Genomic DNA, 24,063 nt, shown 5'->3' with positions numbered 1-24,063 from the left:
AAATGGCAAAATCCGCGCGCAAACTCAATTTTTCCGAAAAATTTTTCCATTTTTTCAAATAATATATATCCTATTGTTTTTGCTTATTTTTATTTATCCATATTTTATTTTCAAAAATTTCTTCCAACACTTGCATAAAAATTCCGATCCTACATACTCGGCTATTGTGAGTGATACGGTCTTTACCAGAACCCGTGGCAGGCCACGCAGCCGGCCGACGAATAAACCGGCAACCAACGTCAAGGCGCTGGAGCGGGCACTGATCCTGCTGCGAACCGTCGCGGATGCCGACAGCATGAGCCTGACGGATTTGTCACAGCGTGCCGGCATGCCTGCATCAACGGCTCACAGGCTGCTCATTACACTGCAGAATTTCGGCTATCTTGAATTCAACGAGGATACGCAGCTTTGGACGATCGGCGTCGAGGCGTTCCGGATCGGCGGTTCCTTTTCCCGCCGCATCAAGGTGGTCGAAGCAGGCCGGCCGATGCTGCGGGCTCTGATGGAGCAGACAGGCGAAACCGCCAATATGGCCATTGCCGATGACGGCGACGTTGTGTTCGTTTCACAGATCGAGACCCACGAACCCATCCGCGCATTTCACAGGCCCGGAACCCGCGCTCATATGCATTCCTCCGGCATCGGCAAGGCGCTGCTCGCGCATCTGGACAGCGAAGGTCTCGACAAATGGATGGGGCGCAAGGGGTTGGCGATCTACACCGAAAACACCATAGCGGATCCGGATGAATTACGCCGGGAAATGGCGACAATCCGCGAGCGCGGATGGGCTATCGACAATGAGGAACGCACGCTCGGCATGCGCTGCGTTGCGGCGCCCGTCTACAACGAGTTCGGCGAAGCGATCGCCGGCATTTCGGTATCCGGCCCGACGGTACGCATCCCCGACACCGTGCTGACCGAGTACGGCGTACTGGTGCGGCGCACGGCCGACGAGATCACGGAGAGCATTGGCGGCGTGGCGCCGGTGACGGCTGGGCACTGAACAGGCTTCAGCCCCGCCACACTTTCCTTACATGCCCTCTACAATCACCATCGAACAATCGGCATTGGCATGGCGGATCGCTTTGACCGGTGCGTATTCTTCGCAATCGACAAAATCGCGGGCGCTCTGCATATCCGGGAATTCGACGATCACGATGCGCGTCGGCGACCACAGATCGCTCTCAACGACATCCATATTGCCGCCGCGGGCGCGGTAGATACCGCCATATTTTTCAGCTATCGGCCGGGCCTGCGCCTTGTAGGTTTCGTAGGCTTCCGGGTCATTAATTTTTGTGTCGACGATGACATAAGCGCTCATTGAGGCTCCAATCCGTATAGGCCTGGGCAATTGTTGCGGAAGGCGTGGTGACTTGTGCGCCGAAATTGGTGGCACAGTCGAACCAGGCGCACAAGATCAATTTGGCTAACGGTTCATACGAAGCGCCTCAGGGCCGCTTATTTCCTGGCCTCCATTCCGACGACCTGTGGTGTTTTGAAAAAGTCATCCCAATAACCGGACGGAAAGGCATCACGTCCCTCGCTTGAGACCGTGAGCGGAATCCAGGCGAAATCACGAAGGCCAGCCTCTGCAGCCGCTGCTGCATAGGTTTCAGGGCTCAGATAATAATTATCCAGCCGCATTTCAGATCCGTCCGGATTGCGGTGGAATACCGAAATCATGTCGCCTTCCTTGCGCTCAGCCGTGGTCGTCTGCCAGCGGCCGTATTTGCGGCAATCGTCATAATGTTCCGGCTCAATAGCCATATTGAGATTGAGTCCGACAAAGCGCCCGCCCGGCTTGAGGGCACGTGCAATTGCTGCACAAAAGTCAACAAGATCTACCCTTTTGGATGCATGGTTCAGAAGAAAAGCGCCAACCACAAGATCGAAGCTTTCCTCAAGCGACAAATCCGCAACGTCGGCAACTCTATAGCGGCATCCGAGCGGCTCGGCTTTTTCAGCATCTTCTGCCAGCCGGATCATTTCGTGGGAAATATCAACACCCAGTACATCCGCGGCGGCGCCCTTCTTCAATAGCCGCGTATTGGTGCCCTCCCCGTAGCCGAGATCCAGCACCTATTTGCCCTCCAGCTTGCCGATCATACTGAAAAGGGAGTGCGTCAGAATGTGCTCTTTGTAGGGGAGCGCCTTTGCATCACGATATTGCTGCGCAATTTGATCATACTGATGTTTCGCGTCTTCAAAATCAGATCCACTCATCAAAGCGTTTCTCCGTTTTTTGTATTCAGTTATAACACCGGTCGCCGCCGCCAGACCGAACGCACAAGATCAACTTCCGTAAGTGCGCACCAGGACACGCTTGGCACAAAGGCTATTTGTGCGCGCCCACGCCCATGACATGCGGTGTTTTGAAAAAGTCATCCCAGTAGCCCGGCGGATAGGCATCCAGTCCCTCCTGCGAGACGCTCAGCGGCAGCCACTCAAAATCCCGAAGCCCGGCTTCGGCGGCAGCCGCATCATAGGTTGCGGGGCTCAGATAATAGTTTTCAATCAGCATCTCGGATCCATCCGGATTGCTGTGGTAGATCGAGATCTTGTCGCCTTCCTTACGATCCGGCGTGGTCGTCATCCATCGGCCGTACTTGCGCAAATCGTCATATTGAGAAGGCTCGATCGCCATGTTGACATTGAGGCCGACAAATCGGCCACCCGGCTTGAGCGCACGGGCAATGGCTGAAAACAATGACACGAGACGGTCCTTGCTTGAGGCATGGTTTAACAGAAAGGCGCCGACCACCAGGTCAAATTGCTCGTCGAGATCAATCTCAGCGGCATTGGCAACCAGATACCGGCACCCCAGTGGCTCGTCTTTTTCCGCCTGTTCGGCCATCAGGATCATTTCGCGGGAAATATCAACACCCAGGACATCGGTAGCGCCAAGCCTTTTCAAATGCCTGGAATCCGTACCTTCGCCACAGGCCAGGTCCAGGACGCTTTTTCCCTCGACCGCGCCGATCATATTGAACAGCGATGGGGTGAGTATGTATTCAAAATACGGGATTGTCTTTGCGCAAACCCATTGCTGCGCAATTTCGTCCCAATGGCGTTCAGCGTCATACAATTCCGAACCGGTCATCGTCTCACTCCCTGATGCACAACCTCCAATCATAGTGCCAGTCCATGCCAATTCCGAGACAATGCGGAAAATCCGGCAAAGAAAATGCGGTTGATCTAGCGCAACGATTCATCACTGGGCGGAAGATATCCTTTATGGACTGCTGGCCTGACGGGACTGCAGTTGCAGTCCCCTGAACTTCCGGAGGTGAACCATGCGAATATTGCTAGTTTACGGCACCACTGAAGGGCAGACGCGAAAGATTGCGAAATTCTGCGAATCGCATCTGACCGGATCAGACAACACGGTCGAGCTGCTGGACAGCCGGCGGCGCATGTCCGACCTTGAAATATCCAAATTCGACTGTGTCATTCTGGCCGGTTCCGTTCATCAGCGGCATCATCAGGAATCCCTGACAAATTTTGTTATTGCCCACAAAAAACAGCTGCAGGAAAGTCCGACCCTCTTCATCTCCGTCAGCCTTTCAATCGCTTTTGAAGGCGGAGAAAAGGAGGCGCAAAAATATGTCGACGACTTTGCCGAATATACCGGCTTTCAACCGAACGCGACCTTGCTGGTGGCCGGCGCCCTGAAATTCGATCAGTACGACTATTACATGAACCAGATTGTCGAATTCGTCGTCCTGCAAGACCGCAGCAAAATTACCGAGGACCAGGAATTCACCGATTGGGAAACGCTGGAGGAGGAACTGGACGCGTTCGTTTCAGCGGTTTGATCTGATCAATCGGCCGCCACGTCCGACGGCGCGATTCCCATCACCTTCCTGAAGGCCGACGAAAACGCGCTCGGACTGCTGTAGCCGTGGTTGCGTGCGACGATGGAGACCGGGTTGCCGCGCGACAGGGATTCAATGGCGCTTTGAAACCGAACGCGCTGTCGCCATTCGGTAAAGCCGATGCCGAGATCCTGATCGAACAGCCTTGCCAAGGTGCGCGCCGATGCGCCGGAGACCTGTGACCAGTGGTCCAGTGTGCGGCTGTCGGACGGATCGGCCATCAGCGCCGCGCACAGGGTCTGCAGGCGCGGATCGGTGGGCAGCGGCACGTGCAGCGCCAGTTCCCGGGCGACGGCAATTTCAATTTCGATCAGCCGGGCGATCTGCGCCGCCCGGCTTTCGGGCTCGTAAACCATCGGTTCCTCGCTCAGGGCAAGGATCAGCTCACGTAGAAGGCTGGACACGGCAATAACGCACAACGGCCTCGGCCGCTCCCTGACCGAGGCGGCATCGATATAGAGCGTGCGCATGTCGACTGGGCCGAACATCCTGACCGTGTGATCGGTGCCGCCCGGAATGCAGATGGCGCCGTCCGGCGGCACCACCCAGGCCCGCCGCTCGGTCTGAAGACGCATTATGCCGCTGGCGGCGTAGAGCAACTGATCCCGCTGGTGGCAGTGCACCGGAATGACATGACCGTCGGTAAAACGTTTGGACATGGCGCCGATCGCCTGCGGCAGGCCCTGATAATCCTGCGGGTCGGTACTGCGCTGACCAGTCTGCGTCATTGGCGTATTGTTCCCTCCAGGCGGCCTTGTCCATTTCTCGACGAAATATGGCATGACATCGCAATCCAGCCAAGCCTAGACTGAAGGCCGCACCTGTTTCTGTGCAAGTCGCGGGGCGGCAATTTACGGATACATTATGACGCGAGACCGGCTGCATTTTCTGCTACTGAATATCGGGCATTTCCTCGATCATCTTTTTACGCTGATCTTTGCGACTGTCGCGGCGTTGGCGCTGCACCGCGAATGGAACGTCGGTTATGCCGAACTGCTGACCTATGCGACACCTGGCTTTTTCGCCTTCGGAGTCTTTGCCCTGCCTGCCGGGTGGATCGCCGACCGCTGGAGCCGCGACGGAATGATGTGCGTGTTCTTTATCGGCATCGGGCTGGCTTCAATCGTGACCGGCTTCGCGCAGACACCGCTGCAGATCGGCATCGGCCTGTTTGTCATCGGCATGTTCGCGGCCATCTATCATCCGGTCGGTCTGGCAATCGTCACAATGAAGTGGCGCAACATGGGCATGCGTATTGCCGCCAACGGCGTGTGGGGCAACCTGGGTGTTGCCTGCGCTGCACTGATAACGGGCTTTCTGATCGACAATGGCGGCTGGCGCCTGGCGTTCATGTTGCCGGGTGCATTTTCCATTGCCATGGGCCTTGCCTACTGGTCCCTGCGACACGAGGACATTAGGGTGGACCACAAGACGCCGCCACCGGCTGGAAGTGAAGCGAATCCGCCGAACAGGTCCCTGCTGATGCGCGTGTCGGCAATTGTATTCCTGACGACCGCGGTATCTTCCATCATCTTTCAGTCGACGACATTTGCCTTGCCGAAAATACTCGACGAACGCGTCCAGGGGCTGGCGGCGCAACTGTCCGCCTGGACCGAAAGCATCGCAAATGCCGACAACTCAGATGTTGCGACAGCCATCGGCTCTCTCGCTTTCATCGTTTTTGCCGTCGCGTCCATGGCGCAGCTGATCGTCGGCGCCATGCTCGACCGCTTCGGTCCGCGCCGCGTCTTCATGGTTGTTGCGGCAATCCAGCTCGTATTCTTTTCACTGATGCCGGGGCTGGCGGACGGGTTGGCATTTGCCGTTGCGCTCGGTTTCATGCTGGGCGCCTTCGGGCAGATCCCGATCAACGATTACATGATCGGCAAGATGGCGAGCGGCCCGTTCCGGGCGCGGGTCTACGGCGTGCGCTATGTCGTCAGCTTCTCGGTGCTCGCCGTTTCCCTGCCGCTGATCGCCTTTGTCTACAGCAATTGGGGTTTTGACGTCCTTTTCTACATCCTCGCCACTGCCGCCCTCGTCATTTTCGCCGCCGTCGCCGCACTGCCGAAACGCCTGCCGGTGCCGCAAGCGGCAAAAGCCGCAGCGGAATAGCGGCTTGCAGCGTAATTGCCATTGCGTGATTGCTCCAGGATGACATGCATCCGTGGTGCCGGTGTTTGATTGAGTTAGGATGCAGGGGCACCTCCTGCAGTCAGGAGGATTGCGTCATGACAATTTCAATTGCCGCCTTCAAACGCCTGCTTGTTGTGTTCTGGGCTCTGTGGTGGCTCACCACATTCCTCACCGATTTCATCGGTGCCCTCAAGGCCACGGGGTTTGTCGCAGCACCTTGGTTCAAGGTCACCAACTATCCGTTTCTGGTCTCGGCGATCGCGCCCTATGATCCGCCCGGCTGGATGGCGCCGCTGCTTTATGCCGGCATTATCCTTTGGTCATTCACATCGACAGTTCTGTTCATCGCCGCTGCGTCCACGCCTTTGCAGCCGCGCCACATCTGGACGCGCCGCGTGAACGCCGCCTTTATGGTGTCGCTTGGTCTGTGGCTGGCGTTTTTCCTGGCGGATCAGATCGTCCTGAAATTCGATCTCGAACAGAACCACATGGTCCAGGGCGGTTTTCAGCTTCTGTGCTTCATGGCGTTGCATCTGCTTCCGGAGAAAGACTGAGTGCTGTTTCGGACCGCGCGAAACATTATAATCAGGGGATGGAGGAGACACAGTGCGCATGAAAAAATCAGGCAGCGATGATCTTCATTCGGTCACTCCCTATTTCACAGTCAAAGACGCGGACAGGTTCATCGCCTTTGTGAAAACAGTATTCGATGCGCAGGTCGTCAAGGAGGACCGTAATTCCGACCACACAGTTCGTCACGCCAGGCTCCGGATAGGCGACACGCTCATCATGCTCAACGAGAGCACCGATGCGTACCCGGTCAATGTTTCCCAGATGCATGTCCGGGTCGCCAACGCCGATGCAGCCTATGCCCTGGCCCTGCGTGCCGGCGGCGGCTCGCTGATGGATCCAAATTTGCGGCCGCATGGCGATCGTATGGCGGGGATAACCGATCCTTGCGGCAATATCTGGTGGATCGCTTCAGCTACATGACAAAAACGGCCGCTTGCGCGGCCGTTTAACCTGTCAGATTTGGTCTGCTAATGTTTGTATCCGGATCAACTCTCGCCGGGCTTCGCATAGGTGAGATAGGTCTTGTAGATATAGCCCTTCTGACCCTGATAAACGACGCTGCACCAGTGAGTGCAGTTTGCCTCGGCCATGAACTCCGCGTCGGCGGGAATGATGGTGAGCACTTCGGCTTCCTTGTCCGGTCCGGCGCGCATGTTGACGTATTTCGTTGCACAGCCCTTGCGGTAGCCGTGCTCGGCAGCCGATTGTGCTGCAAAGGCCGCGGTGGACTGGCCGGTGACGAACTGGTCCGAACCCTGTGCAGCCATTTTGTTTTCCATGGCGATGACTTCGGCTTCCGTTTCGGCAACGTCGACGGTCACCTCGGGCCGCTTGGTATCGCGGATGAAGGTTCTGTGGATGTAGCCCCTCTTGCCTTCAAAGAGGATACGACACCAGCGGCCGCAATCTTCCTCGACCAGCACATCGGCTTTCGCCGGAACGATGGCGAGCACCTCGCCGTCGTTGTTCGGGCGGGCACGCAGATTTACATATTTAAGCGCTGCCGAGCGGTAGCCGTTCTGTTCCGCAACTGCCTCGGCAACGCTGGCAACAGGCGTTGTCGGAGCGACGAAATGAGCCGTTCCGAGGGCTGCCATTTTGTTTTCCATCGCAATGACTTCGGCCTCCGTTTCGGCAACGTCGACATTGTCATAATTGCGTACGACCGAACCGGTCTTTTCCATATCGGTTGCGATTTCCTGCCTGACGGCATCGCCGGCCCGCGGTTCCTTTGCAAAGACCTGCCGGGGCTCGTTGTCGGCATAGCGGCTTGATTCCACGGGAGCGAGCGCCTGCGGAACATCGCTCGACTGGCGAATTGCGGGAGCAACCGGCAGCAGCGAGGCAACCCTTGATTCCCGCCGGCTGTCTTTGGCCGCCGGTGTCACGGATGAGACGACCACGACATTGGGAAGCTCGGTGTCCTTCTTGGAACCCGGCTTCCAGGACAGGCCCTGCTTGCTTTCGGTATCCACCGTTTCGCCGATCTTGTCGGTGGCGGGCTCGCCCGCACCATCGTCGACCGGGTTTGCAGAGGTGTCGAAAACCTGGGCCACAGCGGCTGCAAAGGCAGGCGGGACAGACCGCTTGTCACTGAAAATATCGGGCGGCGCAATCTTGTCGAAGTGATAAAGACCCGCCCCTAAAACTCCTCCTGCGGCAACGCCGACGATGGCGACCAATGACAGCGCCAGACCACGCCTCGAACTACGTGGTGCAGTCGTTGCCCTGGGAAAGGAGGCTCCAGTCAGGTCGGCCGAGCGGCTGACCTTGTAGTTTCGTAATTTACCCATGAACACTTAACTCCACTCACTTACGGGCTTTTATGGCGGTCCGTCCCGAAATTGGCACGTACCTGGACATTCTGACGGATTACATCACACGTGCATTCGTCGAAAATTGGGACTCAATGTGCAAGGGACATCACTTTAAGAGTCGATTGAAAACCAGATGTGATGGGGAACGGTTTTTCCCGGAGTTAGCCGGCGAAATTCTAGAGTTCAGAGCGCCCCGATGCCGGTCAGTTTTCCCGCTGCGGCATCTCGAAAAGGACAAGCGCGGTGATGACCACGACGACGCCTATCCATTGCCACGGCCCGAGCGCCTCGCCGAGCACGGCGACGGCAAAGAGAATGCCGAAAAGGGGCTCGACGGTGCTGATCACCGACGTGCGGACCGGGCCGATGAAGCGGAATGCGGCGAAATAGGCAAGCAGGCCGAAGCCGAGACCGAGGCCGGTTCCCGCAAGTCCGGCCCAGCCAATGGATGTTGCCGGAAATACCCACGCACCGCTGGCGGTCGTCGCGGGCCCGAAGATCACCAGCGTGACCAGTGTCATGTAGAATGTGATGAGCGTGCTGCCCGCTTCCCTTTGCGCCCGGGCGTTCAGAAATATCATGCCGGTCACCGAGACCGCCGCAAGTATGGCCAGCGCAATGCCAAACGGGTTGAGTGTTGAAAGGTCGGGACCGAGGGCAAACCCAAGGCCGGCAAAGACTGCAACGATCAGCGCGACTTTGGAAAGCGTGAGCGTTGTCTCGCCGCGATAATGATGAACCAGCGCCACGATGATCGGATGAATGAAAAAGATGAGCAGCATCAGACTGACGGGAATGTAGGCGACAGCGCCGATGAGACCGTAGGACATGGCCGTGTAACAAAGGCCGGACAGAAGGCACAGCAACAGCACGCCGCGCGGCGCCTGAAACCCATTGCCGAGCACAACCAGTAGACCGCCCATGATCGCCGCGCCGATTACTCCGCGGATGGTGATCACGGTCAGCAGGCTGGTGCCGGAATCAAGCGCGAGTTTGGCAAAGGTCGGAACCATGGCCATTGAGGCCGATCCGAACAGCACCAGCGCGATACCGATCGCGGCCGTGCCGGAAGCCCTCGTGTCGTCGCTCATTGAAATCCCTCCCGGCACATCCCGGACAATCTCAATAGCAGGCGGAGTTGGTGAGGCGAAGAAGGAAATTGAAACGACAATGCGTCTGCCGGGATGGCTCTCTGGCACCGGCGCGCCTTTTGCCGTTACATTGAGCGCTGTTCGGGAACCGGGACGCGGGTAACGGTCACGGCAGACCCAAACCACACTGCGCCGCTTCGTTGACGAATTTCAGCCGATATTTTCGAAACCGTGGAGGAAAACCTCTTTTGAAACGGAATTTGATAGAAAATTAGGCGAGAACCATCCAACCGGAACAACGCATCATTCTAGACTTTGGGGAAAGAAACATCGGGAGAAAACGAAAGGGAGGAATACCATGTGTGATATCTGCGTAATGAATGCCGTGAAGAAAAAGATGCTGTCACGGCGGGAGCTCTTCAAGACGGGTGCGGCGGCGGGCGCGGCGCTTGCCGCCGGCTCAATGATGAGTGCGACGCCGGCGCTTTCGGCAAGCCACGGCAAGGTCGAGGACCTTACCCATGAGCTGAACGAGAACTTTCCGACCTATTTCGGCAAACCGCAATTTTCGCGCAAGCAGATATTCAACCACGCCGATCACAGTTTCAGCGTCTGGGAATACACGCTGGTGGAACACACCGGCACCCACATCGACGCGCCGCTGCATTTTGCCGCCGACGGTCTTTCGGTCGCCGAAATTCCGGTTTCGAACCTCGTCGTTCCGCTCTGCGTGATCGACATTTCCGAGCGTGCGGCGGGCGATCCCGATACGCAGGTCACGCCCGACGATATCAAGGCCTGGATCGCCGCCAATGGCGACATTCCGCAAAGCGCCTGCGTGGCGATGAATTCGGGATGGTCGAAGCATGTCGCGACCGACAAGTTCCGCAATGCCGACGATGAGGGCAAACAGCACTATCCGGGCTTTCACGGGGAAGCGGCGAAAATGCTGATGGAAGAAACCGGCGCGACGTCAATCGCCGTCGACACGCTGTCGCTCGATCACGGCATTTCGGCCGATTTCGCCACCCACTTTTCCTGGCTGCCGACCGGCCGGTTCGGAATTGAAGCCATCGCCAATCTCGACAGCCTGCCCGCAGCCGGCGCGACCATTGTCATCGGCGCGCCGAAATTCAAGGACGGCACGGGCGGACCGGCGCGCATTTTCGCGATGGTCTGATGCGGCCACGGCACCGGCAGGGCGAATGCGCCCTGCCCTTTTGTGCACCGCGTATTTACCAAACATGCAAATGACGGTTTCGGCTGTGTTGCTGCCTTCTGGCGTACTCGCTAAAGTTAAGCAGAATTTCACGTCACACAACCGGAACATGAAATTATGTCAGCTTATCAGGGTCGACGGTCGGACAGGCGGCGGATCAGCGTTATTGGTCTGGTCGTGATTGCAGTGCTTTTGGGCTTCCCCCTTTTGCAGATCGGTGTCGGGAAACTGCTCCACAATCACTGGGGCAATGTCGAATTCAGCTCGATTGAATTGCACGGCGGCGGCCTGTTCAGCCGCGACATACCGTTGTGCACGCTCTTCAAGCGCGACAACTGCGTCGTGAGCGGCAATACGATCAAGCTGGACGGCGAGATAAGCTGGATTGCCGGGCTCCGTGTTCCCAGCGTCGACGGCGCGTGCCTGATGGAGCGCCGGCTCGCCTTAAGAGCCGCCCGGCGATTGAGCGAGATATTATCCTCAGAGCCCTTCAGGGCCAGCCCCAGCGGATTTGGCCAACCCGGTGTCAATCCGGTCTCGATCTCAAACGGCCAGGGCGCGGTCGGATCTGTCTTGATCCGCGAAGGACTTGCCGGCGATGGACGCGGCCAACCGGAAGACTGGTGCAAGGAAACCGGCTGAGCGCCGCCGCCCCTCACACGCCCCGCCAGGCGCGCACGAGCTGGAAATTGGCTTCCTTGCCGATGGAACAGGCGATGGTGTGGATCGGGTTGGTCTTGTCGTTGTCGCCGCCGAAGGCTTCGTTCAGCGCCTTGCTCTTTTTGTCGACGTCGTTGTAGTTGGCGATGAACTGCGAGGCGTTGCGGATGCCGAGCTTGCGCAGCTTTGTGACCGTCGCCTCGGCGTCCGCCGTGTTGCCCTGCTTGGCGCCGAGCACGCTGTAGAGGATCGCCTGGTCGACCCACGAGACGAGCCGCTCGGCCGGGATCTGCGTGCGCAGCATGATGTCGACGATATCGACGGTCGCCATGTTGCCGACATTCTCGATGTCTTCTTCCTCCAGCCGCGCGGCGTGCCAGATGGTCAGGCCGTCAAGCTGGCTGAGCGGCTGGTCCTGCTCGGTCTCGGGCAGGATGATCGAGACGAGCTTGGTCATAGAGAAAAGGGATTTGATGACCTGCCACAGAACCTGCGGGAAAAAGCCGATGACAAAGGCCAGCACCAGCAGGAAGGGCGGCCAGCTATAGTCGTTCGTGGACTTGGTGAGGTTCAGCGCAATCTTCGCGTAATCGTCCGTGTTTGTGCCAATGGCGTCGATGATCTGCAGGCAGAGCGCCGCCACCCACACGGCAATCACCGCCATGATGATGCGCACGGCGAATGACATGAAGGCGTTGGGCCCGAGATCGCGGATGACGAAGCGGCGAAAGAGCATCTGGATGCCAAAAAAATAGGCGCCGAAAAAGGCGAAATTGACCGGCGTCAGGTCAAGCGTCAGGCGGAAATCGGCATTGGTGGCGTCCCAGACCGGATGGATCGCCATCATCCAGCCGACGCCGGACAGGATGGTGACGAGGCCGAGCGGGATGACGAGATTGGCCTGGAAGATATCGGCAATACGCACGGCGCTGCTCGGCATCGAAATGCCGCCGTCGCCGGTTCCGGTGACGCCCGCCTTCGCTCCGGCCGCTTCGGGCTGCGATGCCTTGATCAGCGCGGCGGTGAACTTGCGTAAGGTCCGCCCGTCGTCGAAATGAAGCTGGCCGTACATTGCCTCGAAGCGCTGCAGATAGCCCTCGATGCGCAGCTGCCGCTCGCGGTCGGATTCCTCGCGCAGCGGCTCGGAGGAATTGGCGCCGGGGCTTTCGGAGCTGTAGATCGCCCTTTTCTCATAGAGCGAAAAGTGGCTGAGATTGCCGATGAACTCGTTGAGAATGCCGAGGCGGCGCGATTTGAGAAACAGATAATAGGTCGCCGCCGGCAGCGCGCAGACAACGGTGATGAAGGTCGTCTCGATGACGAATTTCTGCTGGTAGGGAGCAAGGAAGGTGATGGCGCCGAGCGCGATCAGGATCAGCGGAACGACGCCGAACACCAGGGTCATGTTCTTGGCGTTCTCGCTCATCTGCGGCAGCTTTTTCTCCGCATAGTCGACCATCCAGACGAGGAGGCCGAAAAGCACAACGCCGATGACGATGTAGATCCAGTTGGCGCTCCAGTAGGCGCGCGCGTCCCAGGCATCAAACAGCGCCGCGAAGCCGTAGATGATGAAGCCCCAGAAGCCGAAGGCGGCAACGATGTATAAAACCGTCGTCAGCGTACCGGGCTCGCTGCCGCCGTCGATCTCGGCGATCTTTTCGCGGGCGTCCGCGGCCTCGTCGCTATCGGGATGATCGGCCACAAGCTGGCTGAAAAGCCCCCTTGCCTCCTGCGCCCTGCCCGCTTCCAACGCGGCCTTAGCCTTCCTCAGGCCGCCTGCCGCCGGGCTTTCCGCGGGCTTTTTCGCAGCGCCGCCGGTGCCCGTTCCCGGGCCGGTTCCAGAGCCGGTCTTCTTCGCAGGTTTCGCGTTCATCGGACATCCCCCGGTTGTTCCGAGGAAATTTACAGTTTATGCGCGGGGAGGTCGAGGGATATTGAATCTTCACAGCGAACAAATGCCACCCCCAATATGGCACGAAGGCAATGGTTGCTGTTCGTTCTGAACAGTTTCTTCTTTATCCCCTACACAGCCATTGTAAACACCGGCACCTATGGCCGGCTTTGGGGGGCAAGCAGACTTTCGTTGCGATTTGAACGAATGACCGAAATGGGGCCGGAAAAAGAACATCGGGTTTTGTGTGCCGCGTAGCCGAAGCGGAAATTCGCACGGGAGCAGGTCCACGTTAGGTCTCGGCCCAATTGCTGCAATCAGATGTATATGCAGCTAACCACAATTCCGAGCCCGTTTTACCAATTCAAATTTAAAGGGCGAACGATACTCTCGGCTCAAAGCGGACGTCAACTTAGTGATCAATCCGCCCGACGTTGGAGGCAGTCTAAATTACGGCAAAAAATGATATTTTAATCACTCATCTCGGGCTTGCTTGGAAAGCTCAATGAACATCTTCATCATATATGTCTCTAAGGCCTGCTTATCTACATGAAACGATACAATATCTTCATCTACAGAATAACCAAGGGGAAATGTACCGGCCATAGCCAAAATTGAATTTGAATATAGCATCATTGTATCACAATCATGCACATCAAGATTTCCGATATATACCATATGACCTGGGTCACTTAATATTTTATAAACAGTTTCTTTTGAAATTTCAGGAAGAACTTCTGTAGCGAAATCGGTAACTACAAAAGTTTCTATGATCTTATTGCCGCCCTTTGCTTCTATCGTTGCATTAGGAATGTGTATTCTCACAATAGTTGGAAGGCCACTGACGTATTGGATCTTGACTACATCATTCGGAAAAAAAATCCTATACGCGCCTCGTTCATATTCTGCAGCAGGCATGAAAATGATGCTGTAATTGTCTAGGGGACGAAATGAAATGTCAGCGGCGTTGCTATCATCAAGATAAAAAGCCTCATAACCAACACCATAGCCATTGAGATAGCCATCCGAATTCGTCTGAGTATCAAGATAGAAATTACCTAGTTTACCTAGTATGGATGCCTGAGCCGTAACCAATTTTCCTGAGCTGTCATTCCACTCATTTAGTGTGGGTACACCATAATATTTTTCGAATGCCACAGCTCCAGAACCTATAACGAATTTTTCTTCCTCCCATGCCATCAAATAGTATGTAGAGCTGTGCCAGCAAAAATTCCTAACTTGATCTTCCCCGATTATCCAACCAGTCATCGACACGGTCGTGTTGCCCTTACAATAGTTTTTCTGGCCTTTAAAAAAGATTTCAAGTGCTTCGTGGCAGGTCTCGTTTTCCCTGAAATAACTTACCATATCCATATAAACAGCCTTGGCACTAGCATAGTTGCCCGACCATCCAACAATTATATTTTGGTTTATTTGGAATATTTTTCTATGAGCGTTAAAATTGTGAGGTATTTTACTGTAATCCAATTTAGTATCCCGCCTAACGGCAGGGAAACTCGCAGGATATATATCATTTGACCTTGCCGTAATCATCATATCAGCAAATATAACTGGCAAGCAATTTTCTCGATAGGTAGCAACCAGTGTCATTACACAATTCCTCACAAATATCTAATATCCATAATACTTTGTTTGATGCAAAAAAAGACACCAGAATAAGATATATGCTACGGGTTAATCCTCCAATTTCACTTTGAATTATGCTTTGCCAACTTAAATGTCGGCCTTCTCGATAAGGTCGTTGAAAGTGGTCAGTCTTTTCGCCCCAAGCCGGATGTCTGTCACCACTGCAGCAAAAGTGCTCCTTCCCCCTCTCAGACCTTCGAGCAAATTCCGGCGAACGTCTGTTTGGGGATCCGATTGCGAACTGGCGAATGTCTGCTTGCGGGCGCGAAGATGCCATTGAACAAATAGACCTTTGATGTCGGCTTTGGGCCGAAATCTGTCCATAGCACTACGGCGATTTTGTCGCGAAGATGCCTTTTAGAGTCAAAAACAGCCCCACTCCACCCGCCTTCCTTCCTCAACACCAGCCCCACCCCTAACCCCCAACCGGCGGCGTGTGTTCGCGCAGCACGACGATGCTTTCGAAGCCTTCGATATAGGGCTCGTAGATATGCGCCTCGGTGAAGCATGGAACTGCACACCACGGTGCGCACGAAACCGGCCTCGCTGTTAACGCGACAGCGGCATTTCGCTCCATGATGCCCGTTGGCTCCGCGCCAGAACGCCTGACATTGCCTCAGGGTGCGATCAGCGCCCTGCACTGCGGTGCCTGTCGGTCCATTCAAGGCAGGAGCGCAGCAGGCGCAGATATAGCTTCGGCGGATAGTATTCGTGCGTCGAGCCGGGGTAGCCGACCAGATGCGCCTCGGCGCCGGCCCGTTTGAGCGCACGGTAGAATTCCTCCAGCTGCGTGTGGGGGACATTGTCGTCAAGCATCCCGCCCTGGATGAGAACCGGGGTGCGCACATTCTTCACGTGGAATATGGGCGAGCGGTCCAGAAACATCTGCAGATTGTCGATGAAGCTTCCGCCCAGATACCAGCTTGTCTGGAAATAGCCATTGGTGCCTTCGAGGCTGATGTAATCCGTTTCGCCGGCTATCGGACAGGCGGATTTGAACCGGTCGGTCTGGGTTATGATCCAGCTGGTGAGGGTTCCCCCGTTGCTCTGCCCGATCACGAAGAGCTGCTGCGGATCCACCAGGCCCTGAGCGATGACATGGTTCACGCCCGTCATGATGTCGTGATAGTCGGGTCCGCCGAAATTGCCGATGAGGTCCTCGCGGAACTTGCGGCCATATCCCAATGTGCCGCGGTAATTCACACGCAGTACGAAATATCCCTTTTCAAGGTATGCGGCGGTCGCAAAATACCGCATCAGCGGCAGATACTCGTTAAAGTCCACCCCGTTCGGGCCACCGTGAATCTGGACGGCCAGAGGATATGTCTCGCCTTCCTGGTAACTTTCCGGGTAGCTCAAAATGCCCTCAACCGGCGTGTTGTCGAGCGAGCGCCATTCCACGAGTTCAGTTCTCAGCGCGCCGATATCGTAGAACGCCTCGTTGACCCGGCTGATTTTCGACGGAGCGAATTCGGCCAGTTTACTGACATAGACCTCGGGCGGCTGATTGTGGGCCTGCCCGATGAAAGCAAGCCTTTCGCCGTCGCCGCTCACATCGATATAGGAGGAGGTGAGATAGGTGTTGAGGCCCGGCGCGCCGAGATCATCCGGAGAGCCGAAGATCTTCGAATAGGGCCTACCGTCGATCGGCATTTCATAAAAGGAATAGGTGACGCGGTCGTTTTCAATGTAATAAAGGCTTTGGGAATCCCCTGCCCATTGCCAGGGGAACGGCAGCCGGTTTTTCGATGGCGGCAGTTCCACGATCTTTCCGCCGCCAACGGGATACAGCTTCATGTCCCACAGAAACGACCACTTGAACACACCCGGGGCGTTGATGAAGGCAATCCACTTCCCGTCCGGGGAATATTTGGGAAAATACATCCAGTTTTCGTTGCCCGCATCCAGCCGCGCGATATCGCCCGTGGCGATGTCGGCGATTGAGATCTGCGCCTTCGCCCAGTAGTCGAGCCCCGGCCGTTGCTGATGCGCAAATGCAATGCTCTGGCTGTCCGGCGCCCAACTGTAAGCCCAGTTTCCCGCCCACTCACTGACCGAAAAATCCGCGTCCCTGGTGAGATTGGCGATCTTTCCGGCCGGTTTTTCTCCGTCCAGCTTCACAAGCCAGAGATGGTTCTTTCTGAAAATGTCGGAATCCTTGACACCCGGATCGATAAAATCCGGATCCCCCATCACAAAGGCGATCGCGCCCCCGTCCGGCGCCCATTCGAAGCTCGAAATGTCCTGGCTGACGCTGGTTATCTGCCTGCCTTCACCGCCCGAGGCGTTGATGAGCCACAGGTTGCTGACACCGGTTTCGGAAGAAAGATACGCCACCATGCTCCCATCAGGCGACCATTGCGGGCTCGACCGGTGGCTGGATTTTTCAAGAAGCGTGCGGATATTGGCGCCGGTGGTATCCGAGATGACATACTCGGCCAGGTACTTGTCGTCCGCAATGTCAACGCTGTTCACGCCATAGATCAATTCCGTGCCATCGGGCGAAAAGGAGAGCTCGGAAAGGCGATTGACCTTCAGGCTCAGTTCCGGCGTCCACCGTTCCTGCGCCGAAAGTGTTTGCGGCAGCAATCCAGCATATGCGGCAAACAAGGCCGCGCCCGCTAGCATAGTTTTGACCGGCGTCATCATGGTCGTACTCCAATTCGACAATGTCACGTTGCAGTTCCCGGTAGGCCTTTACCCCCAGTTGACACCACAACCATTCCATTTGTCCAATTGTATCGCGTCTTTTGCGCCAGCCCGGATCGTGCTGACAGATGCGCGATTGCCCCGCCCTACCCTCCCACAGGCGGCGTGTGTTCGCGCAGCACGACGATGCTTTCGAAGCCCTCGATATAGGGCTCGTAGAAATGCGCCTCGGTGAAGGCGGCGTAGGTTTCCATGGAACTGCAGACCACGGTGAGCACGAAATCGGCCTCGCCTGTGACGTGATACATCTTTTTCACCGGCCGCAGTTTCAGCATGCGTTTGGTGATGAGATCGGCCCGATCCGGCCTGTCGCGCGCGATCTTTAAAAGCACGATGACCGTCACCGACGGCGCCAGCGCGGCGGGTGAAAGAACGGCGACATCGCGCTCGATGATGCCGGTCTGGCGCAGGCGCTGGACGCGGCGCAGGCAGGCGGCGGGCGACAGGCCGACCTTTTCCGAAAGCTGTTTGCCGGTCTGCCGGCTGTCTGTCTGCAGAAGTTCAAGCAGGCGGTGATCGAAACTGTCCAGATCGTGCATTGCCCAGGTTCCCCTTTTGCCTATCTCGCCAAAATGCCCCGCACGGCTTGCGGTTTAAAATCGATTTTGCGGCACTCTTTGCGAGAGTTTATCGCCATCTGCGGCATTATGCGAACCCGTCGCGGCAGAAACCGGTATGCTGGGGGCATCACTTCAGCGACGTGACGAGGTCATCAAATGTCCTACACAGCAGGCTCACGGGCCGCGCTGCGGCTGCATGCGCGCCCGTCAATCTTCCCGGTCCGCTGGATTGCGGCGCGGATTTCGGCATACTGGAAATGCCGGTGCGACGTCGCCCATGTGCGCGAACTGCCCGACTATCTTTTAAAGGATATCGGCGTTGCCCATGGCGACATCGAGACCGCCTTCCAATCGGGTTCAAGAGGAATTAACATCGGGCGCTTGTCATCTCAGGAATAACGGGCATGGCAGACCAATGAACATTTCATCCCTGACGATCCGTCCGGCCCTGCCGGATGATGTCGATGCGATCCGCAATCTCGCAGACATTTCGGTAACGACGCTGCTGCGCGAATTCCTCAGCGAAGAGCAGATGGCGGAGACGGACGATTTCAACGTGCTCGATCCGTGGCTCATCGATGACGGGACCTACAGCGTCGTCCTGATTGACGGCCGGATCATCGCCAGCGGCGGATGGAGCTGCCGCCGGGCGCATACGCGCGGGCCGAACGCATCGGATGAAGGGGCAGAGATCCTCGACCCGGAACACGAACCTGCGCGCATCAGGGCGATGTACACGCACCCCGACTTTGCGCGGCGCGGTCTTGGCCGCGCCATTTTGAGCATCGCCGAAGCCGGCGCGCGGCTCGCCGGTTTCAGGCGCGCCGAGCTGATCGCCAGCGGCGCCGGCGAAAGGCTTTACAGCACCTGCGGCTGGCAGGTGCTCGACAGGCCGCACATCACCACGCGCAGCGGCCATACCATCCCGGTCGCCCATATGGGCAAGCAGCTTTAGGCGCGCCGGCGCAAGGGTGGCGGATCATGTTTTCCGCAGGACAACCGTCAGATACCAGATTTCTCCGGCGTATTTTCCCGGGAACCTTCGGTAGAGACTGTCCAGCCGGCGGTAGAATTCCGTGGCTGTCGTTTCCGCGCTCCGGCCGTTCGTCGCGCCCGGTTCGAACAATTGCGCATTCAGGGTCGAATGGCCAAAACCACGCACATATCCGACATAGAGCCTTGCATATTCGGCCGGATCGTCAATGAAGCCGGCATAAATATCCAGCGGGTTCTTCGGCGCGGGCACGACCGAGATGTCTTCGATGTCGAAGGCTTGCGCCAATCCGGGATCCGATTCCAAAGGCGTGCGCGCCTCGAGCGCCGTCATGAACCAGACCCCGAAAACGAATTGGTCGAGAACCGTCCGGTCAATCCATCCTTCGTCCGCCATTTCCCGGGCGGCGATCTGAACGGCGCGGTAGACCCCGCGGCCGGATGCCGCAAAGCCGTTTATCTCGCTGTCATCGGGAACCGCGCCAAGGCAGGAAACCAGCAGATAACCGCCGCTTCGCAATTCACGCGCCCGGCATTCAAGGAAGCGGTTCCAGTCGCTGCGGGCAAGCGCCGCCATATCCGCCCTCGCCTTGCCCTGCAGGTCGGCAAACCAGACCGAGCCGGGCGCGTCGTAGCGAACGGCATGGCTTAACCAGTGGCTGGCCATGAAGCAGGTGCCGAGATCCACGGAGCTGTCTGCCAGCATCTGGTTGTAGAAGCTTCCGACAGCCGCCCCGGTGCGGATGGAAGGCGCGGCATATCCCGACGGACCCGCCGTGAGTTCGAACAGGCTGTTCCAGTCATTGCCGGGCTGGTCGGCATGACAAATGAAAATCGGCGCGTCGGAATATTTTTCGCGATAGGCTTCAATGGCCGGTGCAACCGCCTCGATGGCGCTTTGTCCGGGGCCGCAGCCATAGTCGACGATCCTCAATTCGGGCCTCAATTCGGGCCTCAATTCCGGCTCAACCGGTCCGAGGCGCCGAACCAGGTCGCGGATGCGCCCGGCGTGATGATTGACGAGCTGCTGCTGCATGGCCGAGTTCTTGTTGTAATCGACCATGCCCTCTGTGGATCGTTGGTCTTCAGGCGTGGTCATTTGGATCTCCGCTGCTGGTCCGACTCGGTTTCCAACCTGTTTGATCGGCCAGAATGGCCGGGAGCGCAAGAATAGAAGCGGCGATCAATTGAACCCGCCGCCGCAACCGGCCTACTCCGCCCGCCCCTCCTTCTGCAGCGCCGGCACCAGGATCTCCTCGATGATCCTCACGGGCACCTTCCAGGCATCGGGCTGGTTGTAGTTGCCGGCGAAGGTGGCAAGGGCAAAATCATATTGCGGCTGGATCGTCAGGCGCTGGCCGCCATTGCCGAAGCCGGAAATCCACCTTGGCGGGTCGCCCTCGGCGGCGAGATACCACTGGAAACCGTATCGCAGGCCGGTTTCGAGTTTCGCCTGCGGCGTAAAGGAGGCTTTGAGCCAGTCCGGCGGAATGATCTGTTTGCCGTCATAGGCACCGCCGTCGTTGATCATCTGGCCGATCTTAACAAGGTCGCGGATGGTGAGCCGCAGGCCGGATGCGGCGGCGGGTTCGCCATCGGCGCCCGCGACCCATTCGAAATGTTCAATACCGAGCGGGCCGAACAGCCGCTCCCTGGCAAATTCGTCGACCGGCTTGCCGGCGCCCTTGGCGATGATGCGGGCAAGCAGCGCCGTCGAGCCGCCACTGTAGCGCCACTCGGTGCCGGGCTTTGTCACCATCGGCTGCTCGAGAACGAAGCGGTAGCGGTCGTCGGCGCGCTCCATGGCGATTTCGCTGTTGCGCGGGTCGGTATAGGGCAGATCCTCGTTCCACGCGGTGCCCATCTGCATGGTCAAGACGTCGCGGATGGTGATTGCCTGACGCTCCGGATCGTTTGCCAGGTCCGCATATTCGGGAAACTGCGCCATGAGGGGTTCATCCGGCCCCGGCACCAGACCGTCGGCGAGAGCAATGCCGTATAGCAGTGAGACAATCGATTTCGACACCGAGCGCAGATCATGCAGGGTCTTCGGCCCATGCGCCCGCTCTCCCATCGGCGTGCCCCAGCGCTCGTCCTCGCCGGCGAAATAGACCTCGGCGAGCGTCTCGCCCTTGCGGGTGAAAAGCACGGAGTGCAGACCGTCGAGCCTGCCGGCTTCAAAAGCCTTTCTGATCTGCTGTTCGATCGGATTGTCCTCCGCCTTGACGCCTTCGGATAAGAGGACGCCCGCAAGGAGCAACAGGGAGATCAAAATACGCATGGGACCGGCTCCGGTTGCAGCGGTTTTTCGAGCGGGCATCGGGATAGTCAATTGGCCAGCTAAAGGCAATTTTCAGATTCGTTCAACCCGATCAATCACAACCGGCACTTGTCCACGCCCGGCAGCTGTGACAGTCTGCGTTTCTTTCGCGGCCGGTTAGGGGGCCGCGCAATGCTGCAACAAACCGGATGAACGATGAGCGTGGTTGAAAATACGCGCGCCGAAGGAGCTTTGGCCGGAATTGCCTGGATGGTCGCGACGTCGGTCTGCTTCGTCGCCGTCACCGGGATCGTGCGCTATATCGGCACGGACATTCCGGCGGTGGAGGCGGCCTTTATCCGCTATGCGTTCGGCGTCCTGATGTTCGTGCCGATGCTGGGGCCGATCATCAAAAAGCCGCCGTCGCTCGCATCGATGAGAATCTACGCGCTGCGCGGTCTCGTTCACGGCATCGCCGTCATATTGTGGTTCTTCGCGATGGCCCGCATTCCGATCGCCGAGGTGACGGCGCTCGGCTATACGGCGCCGATATTCGTGACGATCGGCGCGGCGATCTTCTTTCGCGAAAAGCTGCATTTCCGCCGCGTTGCCGCCGTCGTCGTCGGGTTTGCCGGAACGATGGTGATCCTGCGTCCCGGCTTTCACGAAATTGCCTCCGGGCAGATCGCTCAGCTCGCTGCAGCGCCGCTTTTTGCCGCGTCGTTCCTGTTCGCCAAGCGCCTGACGCAGGATGAGGATCCGGTCGTGATCGTCATTATGCTGTCGATATTCTGCACGCTTGTGCTGCTGCCGGGCGCGGTCCTTAACTGGAGCAATCCGAGCCTTGGCGAAATCTTCTGGCTGGCGGTCACGGCCATTGTCGCGACGATCGGCCACTACACCATGACGCGGGCGCTGCGGGCAGCGCCGCTGACGGTGACCCAGCCGGTCAGCTTCCTGCAGCTCGTCTGGGCGACGGCCCTTGGCATCGTCATTTTCGGGGAGCCAATGGACCCGTTCGTGCTGATCGGCGGCGGCATCGTCGTTGCCGCCATCACCTTTATCTCGCACCGCGAGGCCGTTGCCGCGCGCCGCCCGATTACGCCGCCCGCACCGGCGACCAAGGATTAGCGCAACAAAAAAGGGCCACCCGGTTGGGTGGCCCCGCATTTTCGTGTTCGGAAGGGACCGGCGCAACGCCGATCATGGTCACGTCGTCCGGTTTTCAGGCCGTGCGCGGAGGCTGCTCCTTTGCCGTACCTTTAAACATCGTCCCAACGAAACACGTAAAAACGCTAGACATTGGACCACCTCCTTCCGTTAAATTGAACCTTCCTGCCTTATACGCGGATTCGCCCTTTCGGGCAAATCTACCGGCGCCATGGGTGCCGTCAAACCATGATCGGGAAGGGAAAACCGGGACATGTCCGAGGAACCGCAAAACACGAAAAAGCCCGTTCCGGGATATGTGAAGATCCTGGCGGCCGCAGCCGTCGTGGTGGCGGTTCTGCTTGCGGTGATCATCTTGTTGCCTCTGCTCTGGCCGGCGCCGGACGAACAACAGGCTTGCCTGACGGCCGGACAGAACGACGACGAAATGATCAAGGTCCTGTACAGCACGCGCGATCGCGGCGATTGGAACTGTGTCGGCCTTATGGCTGAAAAAATCCTCACTGCATCTGCGAGCAACGGCCATGCACTTTATCTTGCCGGAGAGGCGGCGCGGGCCGGCGGCGACAAAACCCGCGAGATGCAACACTTCAACCAATATCTGAGCGTCGAAGCCAAAATGAACGAAGCGTTCGAGGGCGCAGGTCCCGCAACCTGCGAATTTGAGTCAAACACCCTCGGCTATTGCCCGCAGAGAACCGGCTGGATCGCCTATCTGATGGCCCGGAACAATTTTCAGACCGGACGCGATTCCACCAACGGCCAGATAAGGGAAACGTTTCTCAAACGGGCCATTGCGAGGCTCGATCTGTCGGTTGAAAAACATCCGCAACCATTCACCGCCGAAGACCCGAAACGGGATCAACTTAGGCAGGAAATAAACAAGGAACTGGAAAAGCGGCGGTAGCCCGGCCCGACCACAACTTTGCCACGATCCTCGCTCCTATATTCCCGCGTTGGACTGCGGAAGGTTTTCATGAAAAGAATATTGGCGATTCTGATTGGCATTTATGTCCTTGGCTACATCGTGCTCCGGATCGCCAATGCTGAAGTCTGGGACCAGGACGGCAACACCTATGTGATATTCCCGAATGACCCGATTGCGCTTTACTACGCGTATCGCCCGCTGACATATGTGGACGGAGCTTTAACGGGAATGCGGTTTCACATCGGGCCGCATCAGTAGTTTGATGTGACGGAATCTCTCGGCCTCATAGCCATCATCATCATGGTCGGTGCTTACGCGCTGGAGGACCGCTCGAGCGTGTTCATCGCGATCTTCGCCTTCGGCTGCGCGCTGGCGGCATTCTATGCCTTTCTGATCGGCTCCTATCCGTTCCTGATTGCCGAAGGGATCTGGGCGGTCATCGCCGCGCGGCGCTGGGTGAAGGCGCGGGCGAAAGGAAAGTGATCGGCGTTTGCCATTCGGCTTGACTTAATCGGCGCACAGGCCGCTAAATGT

At 57.5% G+C, this 24,063-nt stretch carries 27 protein-coding genes; 13 read left to right on the top strand and 14 right to left on the bottom strand.

Annotated features, from left to right (window positions below; genetic code table 11):
* The first annotated feature begins 166 nt into the window (after positions 1-166).
* The gene (gene bhcR / locus ABVT35_RS08170) at positions 167-1,003 is read left to right on the top strand and encodes an HTH-type transcriptional regulator BhcR (RefSeq protein ID WP_368465792.1); all 837 of its coding nucleotides are present in this window, start codon (positions 167-169) and stop codon (positions 1,001-1,003) included.
* Between the two features lie 27 nt (positions 1,004-1,030).
* On the opposite strand, the gene ABVT35_RS08165 is transcribed toward bhcR, so the two are convergent.
* From ABVT35_RS08165 to ABVT35_RS08150, 4 genes are all read right to left on the bottom strand, one after another.
* Positions 1,031-1,321, bottom strand: coding sequence for a DUF1330 domain-containing protein (locus tag ABVT35_RS08165; RefSeq protein WP_368465791.1), 291 nt, complete (start codon positions 1,319-1,321; stop codon positions 1,031-1,033).
* A 137-nt stretch (positions 1,322-1,458) separates the two neighbouring features.
* Positions 1,459-2,079: a class I SAM-dependent methyltransferase gene (locus tag ABVT35_RS08160; RefSeq protein WP_368465790.1), complete on the bottom strand. Its 621-nt coding sequence runs from the start codon at positions 2,077-2,079 to the stop codon at positions 1,459-1,461.
* Positions 2,080-2,223, bottom strand: coding sequence for a hypothetical protein (locus ABVT35_RS08155; RefSeq protein ID WP_368465789.1), 144 nt, complete (start codon positions 2,221-2,223; stop codon positions 2,080-2,082). It lies immediately after the preceding gene.
* 112 nt (positions 2,224-2,335) lie between these two features.
* Positions 2,336-3,100: a class I SAM-dependent methyltransferase gene (locus tag ABVT35_RS08150; protein ID WP_368465788.1), complete on the bottom strand. Its 765-nt coding sequence runs from the start codon at positions 3,098-3,100 to the stop codon at positions 2,336-2,338.
* Positions 3,101-3,293: 193 nt separating this feature from the next.
* Here ABVT35_RS08150 and ABVT35_RS08145 point away from each other — a divergent pair, with 193 nt between their 5' ends.
* A complete protein-coding gene (locus ABVT35_RS08145; RefSeq protein ID WP_368465787.1) occupies positions 3,294-3,815 on the top strand; it encodes a flavodoxin domain-containing protein in 522 nt (173 codons plus the stop codon).
* 5 nt (positions 3,816-3,820) lie between these two features.
* On the opposite strand, the gene ABVT35_RS08140 is transcribed toward ABVT35_RS08145, so the two are convergent.
* The gene (locus ABVT35_RS08140; protein WP_368465786.1) at positions 3,821-4,603 is read right to left on the bottom strand and encodes a helix-turn-helix domain-containing protein; all 783 of its coding nucleotides are present in this window, start codon (positions 4,601-4,603) and stop codon (positions 3,821-3,823) included.
* Positions 4,604-4,739: 136 nt separating this feature from the next.
* Between ABVT35_RS08140 and ABVT35_RS08135 the strand changes: the two genes are divergently transcribed.
* The 3 genes from ABVT35_RS08135 (at position 4,740) to ABVT35_RS08125 (ending at position 7,004) form a co-directional block, all read left to right on the top strand.
* Complete coding sequence (locus ABVT35_RS08135; RefSeq protein ID WP_368465785.1) at positions 4,740-5,990, top strand: MFS transporter; 1,251 nt, start codon at positions 4,740-4,742, stop codon at positions 5,988-5,990.
* A 116-nt stretch (positions 5,991-6,106) separates the two neighbouring features.
* On the top strand, positions 6,107-6,565 hold the full coding sequence (locus tag ABVT35_RS08130; RefSeq protein WP_368465784.1) for a hypothetical protein: 459 nt from the start codon (positions 6,107-6,109) through the stop codon (positions 6,563-6,565).
* 58 nt (positions 6,566-6,623) lie between these two features.
* The gene (locus ABVT35_RS08125; RefSeq protein ID WP_368465783.1) at positions 6,624-7,004 is read left to right on the top strand and encodes a VOC family protein; all 381 of its coding nucleotides are present in this window, start codon (positions 6,624-6,626) and stop codon (positions 7,002-7,004) included.
* Positions 7,005-7,069: 65 nt separating this feature from the next.
* Here ABVT35_RS08125 and ABVT35_RS08120 read toward each other — a convergent pair whose 3' ends face one another.
* Together ABVT35_RS08120 and ABVT35_RS08115 are read right to left on the bottom strand one after the other, a co-directional pair.
* The gene (locus ABVT35_RS08120) at positions 7,070-8,377 is read right to left on the bottom strand and encodes an SH3 domain-containing protein (RefSeq protein ID WP_368465781.1); all 1,308 of its coding nucleotides are present in this window, start codon (positions 8,375-8,377) and stop codon (positions 7,070-7,072) included.
* Between the two features lie 227 nt (positions 8,378-8,604).
* Positions 8,605-9,492 (bottom strand): EamA family transporter, encoded by an 888-nt coding sequence (locus ABVT35_RS08115; RefSeq protein WP_368465780.1) that lies wholly within the window; start codon positions 9,490-9,492, stop codon positions 8,605-8,607.
* 358 nt (positions 9,493-9,850) lie between these two features.
* Between ABVT35_RS08115 and ABVT35_RS08110 the strand changes: the two genes are divergently transcribed.
* Together ABVT35_RS08110 and ABVT35_RS08105 are read left to right on the top strand one after the other, a co-directional pair.
* A complete protein-coding gene (locus ABVT35_RS08110; protein WP_368465779.1) occupies positions 9,851-10,672 on the top strand; it encodes a cyclase family protein in 822 nt (273 codons plus the stop codon).
* A gap of 156 nt (positions 10,673-10,828) precedes the next feature.
* Entirely contained in the window at positions 10,829-11,353 is a 525-nt protein-coding gene (locus ABVT35_RS08105) for a hypothetical protein (protein WP_368465778.1), read from the top strand.
* Positions 11,354-11,366: 13 nt separating this feature from the next.
* Here ABVT35_RS08105 and ABVT35_RS08100 read toward each other — a convergent pair whose 3' ends face one another.
* From ABVT35_RS08100 to ABVT35_RS08080, 5 genes are all read right to left on the bottom strand, one after another.
* Complete coding sequence (locus tag ABVT35_RS08100; RefSeq protein WP_368465777.1) at positions 11,367-13,244, bottom strand: tol-pal system YbgF family protein; 1,878 nt, start codon at positions 13,242-13,244, stop codon at positions 11,367-11,369.
* Positions 13,245-13,736: 492 nt separating this feature from the next.
* Positions 13,737-14,873, bottom strand: coding sequence for a hypothetical protein (locus ABVT35_RS08095; protein WP_368465776.1), 1,137 nt, complete (start codon positions 14,871-14,873; stop codon positions 13,737-13,739).
* 451 nt (positions 14,874-15,324) lie between these two features.
* Positions 15,325-15,486, bottom strand: coding sequence for a hypothetical protein (locus ABVT35_RS08090; RefSeq protein ID WP_368465775.1), 162 nt, complete (start codon positions 15,484-15,486; stop codon positions 15,325-15,327).
* Between the two features lie 50 nt (positions 15,487-15,536).
* Positions 15,537-17,558, bottom strand: coding sequence for a prolyl oligopeptidase family serine peptidase (locus tag ABVT35_RS08085; RefSeq protein WP_368465774.1), 2,022 nt, complete (start codon positions 17,556-17,558; stop codon positions 15,537-15,539).
* Positions 17,559-17,704: 146 nt separating this feature from the next.
* Positions 17,705-18,157 carry an Lrp/AsnC family transcriptional regulator gene (locus ABVT35_RS08080; RefSeq protein WP_368465773.1) on the bottom strand — a complete coding sequence of 151 codons (453 nt, stop codon included), beginning with the start codon at positions 18,155-18,157 and terminating at the stop codon, positions 17,705-17,707.
* Between the two features lie 177 nt (positions 18,158-18,334).
* Between ABVT35_RS08080 and ABVT35_RS08075 the strand changes: the two genes are divergently transcribed.
* Together ABVT35_RS08075 and ABVT35_RS08070 are read left to right on the top strand one after the other, a co-directional pair.
* A complete protein-coding gene (locus ABVT35_RS08075; protein WP_368465772.1) occupies positions 18,335-18,577 on the top strand; it encodes a DUF1127 domain-containing protein in 243 nt (80 codons plus the stop codon).
* Between the two features lie 16 nt (positions 18,578-18,593).
* Positions 18,594-19,133 carry a GNAT family N-acetyltransferase gene (locus ABVT35_RS08070; RefSeq protein ID WP_368465771.1) on the top strand — a complete coding sequence of 180 codons (540 nt, stop codon included), beginning with the start codon at positions 18,594-18,596 and terminating at the stop codon, positions 19,131-19,133.
* Positions 19,134-19,157: 24 nt separating this feature from the next.
* Here ABVT35_RS08070 and ABVT35_RS08065 read toward each other — a convergent pair whose 3' ends face one another.
* Positions 19,158-20,270, bottom strand: coding sequence for a hypothetical protein (locus ABVT35_RS08065; RefSeq protein ID WP_368465770.1), 1,113 nt, complete (start codon positions 20,268-20,270; stop codon positions 19,158-19,160).
* A gap of 111 nt (positions 20,271-20,381) precedes the next feature.
* Entirely contained in the window at positions 20,382-21,452 is a 1,071-nt protein-coding gene (locus ABVT35_RS08060; protein WP_368465769.1) for a serine hydrolase domain-containing protein, read from the bottom strand.
* 195 nt (positions 21,453-21,647) lie between these two features.
* Here ABVT35_RS08060 and ABVT35_RS08055 point away from each other — a divergent pair, with 195 nt between their 5' ends.
* From ABVT35_RS08055 to ABVT35_RS08040, 4 genes are all read left to right on the top strand, one after another.
* The gene (locus tag ABVT35_RS08055; protein ID WP_368465768.1) at positions 21,648-22,562 is read left to right on the top strand and encodes a DMT family transporter; all 915 of its coding nucleotides are present in this window, start codon (positions 21,648-21,650) and stop codon (positions 22,560-22,562) included.
* Between the two features lie 292 nt (positions 22,563-22,854).
* Complete coding sequence (locus ABVT35_RS08050) at positions 22,855-23,508, top strand: hypothetical protein (RefSeq protein ID WP_368465767.1); 654 nt, start codon at positions 22,855-22,857, stop codon at positions 23,506-23,508.
* A gap of 69 nt (positions 23,509-23,577) precedes the next feature.
* Positions 23,578-23,787: a hypothetical protein gene (locus ABVT35_RS08045; protein WP_368465766.1), complete on the top strand. Its 210-nt coding sequence runs from the start codon at positions 23,578-23,580 to the stop codon at positions 23,785-23,787.
* Between the two features lie 6 nt (positions 23,788-23,793).
* Complete coding sequence (locus ABVT35_RS08040) at positions 23,794-24,012, top strand: hypothetical protein (protein ID WP_368465765.1); 219 nt, start codon at positions 23,794-23,796, stop codon at positions 24,010-24,012.
* Positions 24,013-24,063 lie beyond the last annotated feature (51 nt).

The organism is Hoeflea sp. TYP-13 (assembly GCF_040932035.1).
In the GTDB taxonomy this organism is placed as follows: domain Bacteria; phylum Pseudomonadota; class Alphaproteobacteria; order Rhizobiales; family Rhizobiaceae; genus Hoeflea_A.
The sequence above is the reverse complement of the archived record's forward strand: the minus strand, read 5'-3'. Positions and strand labels throughout refer to the sequence as shown.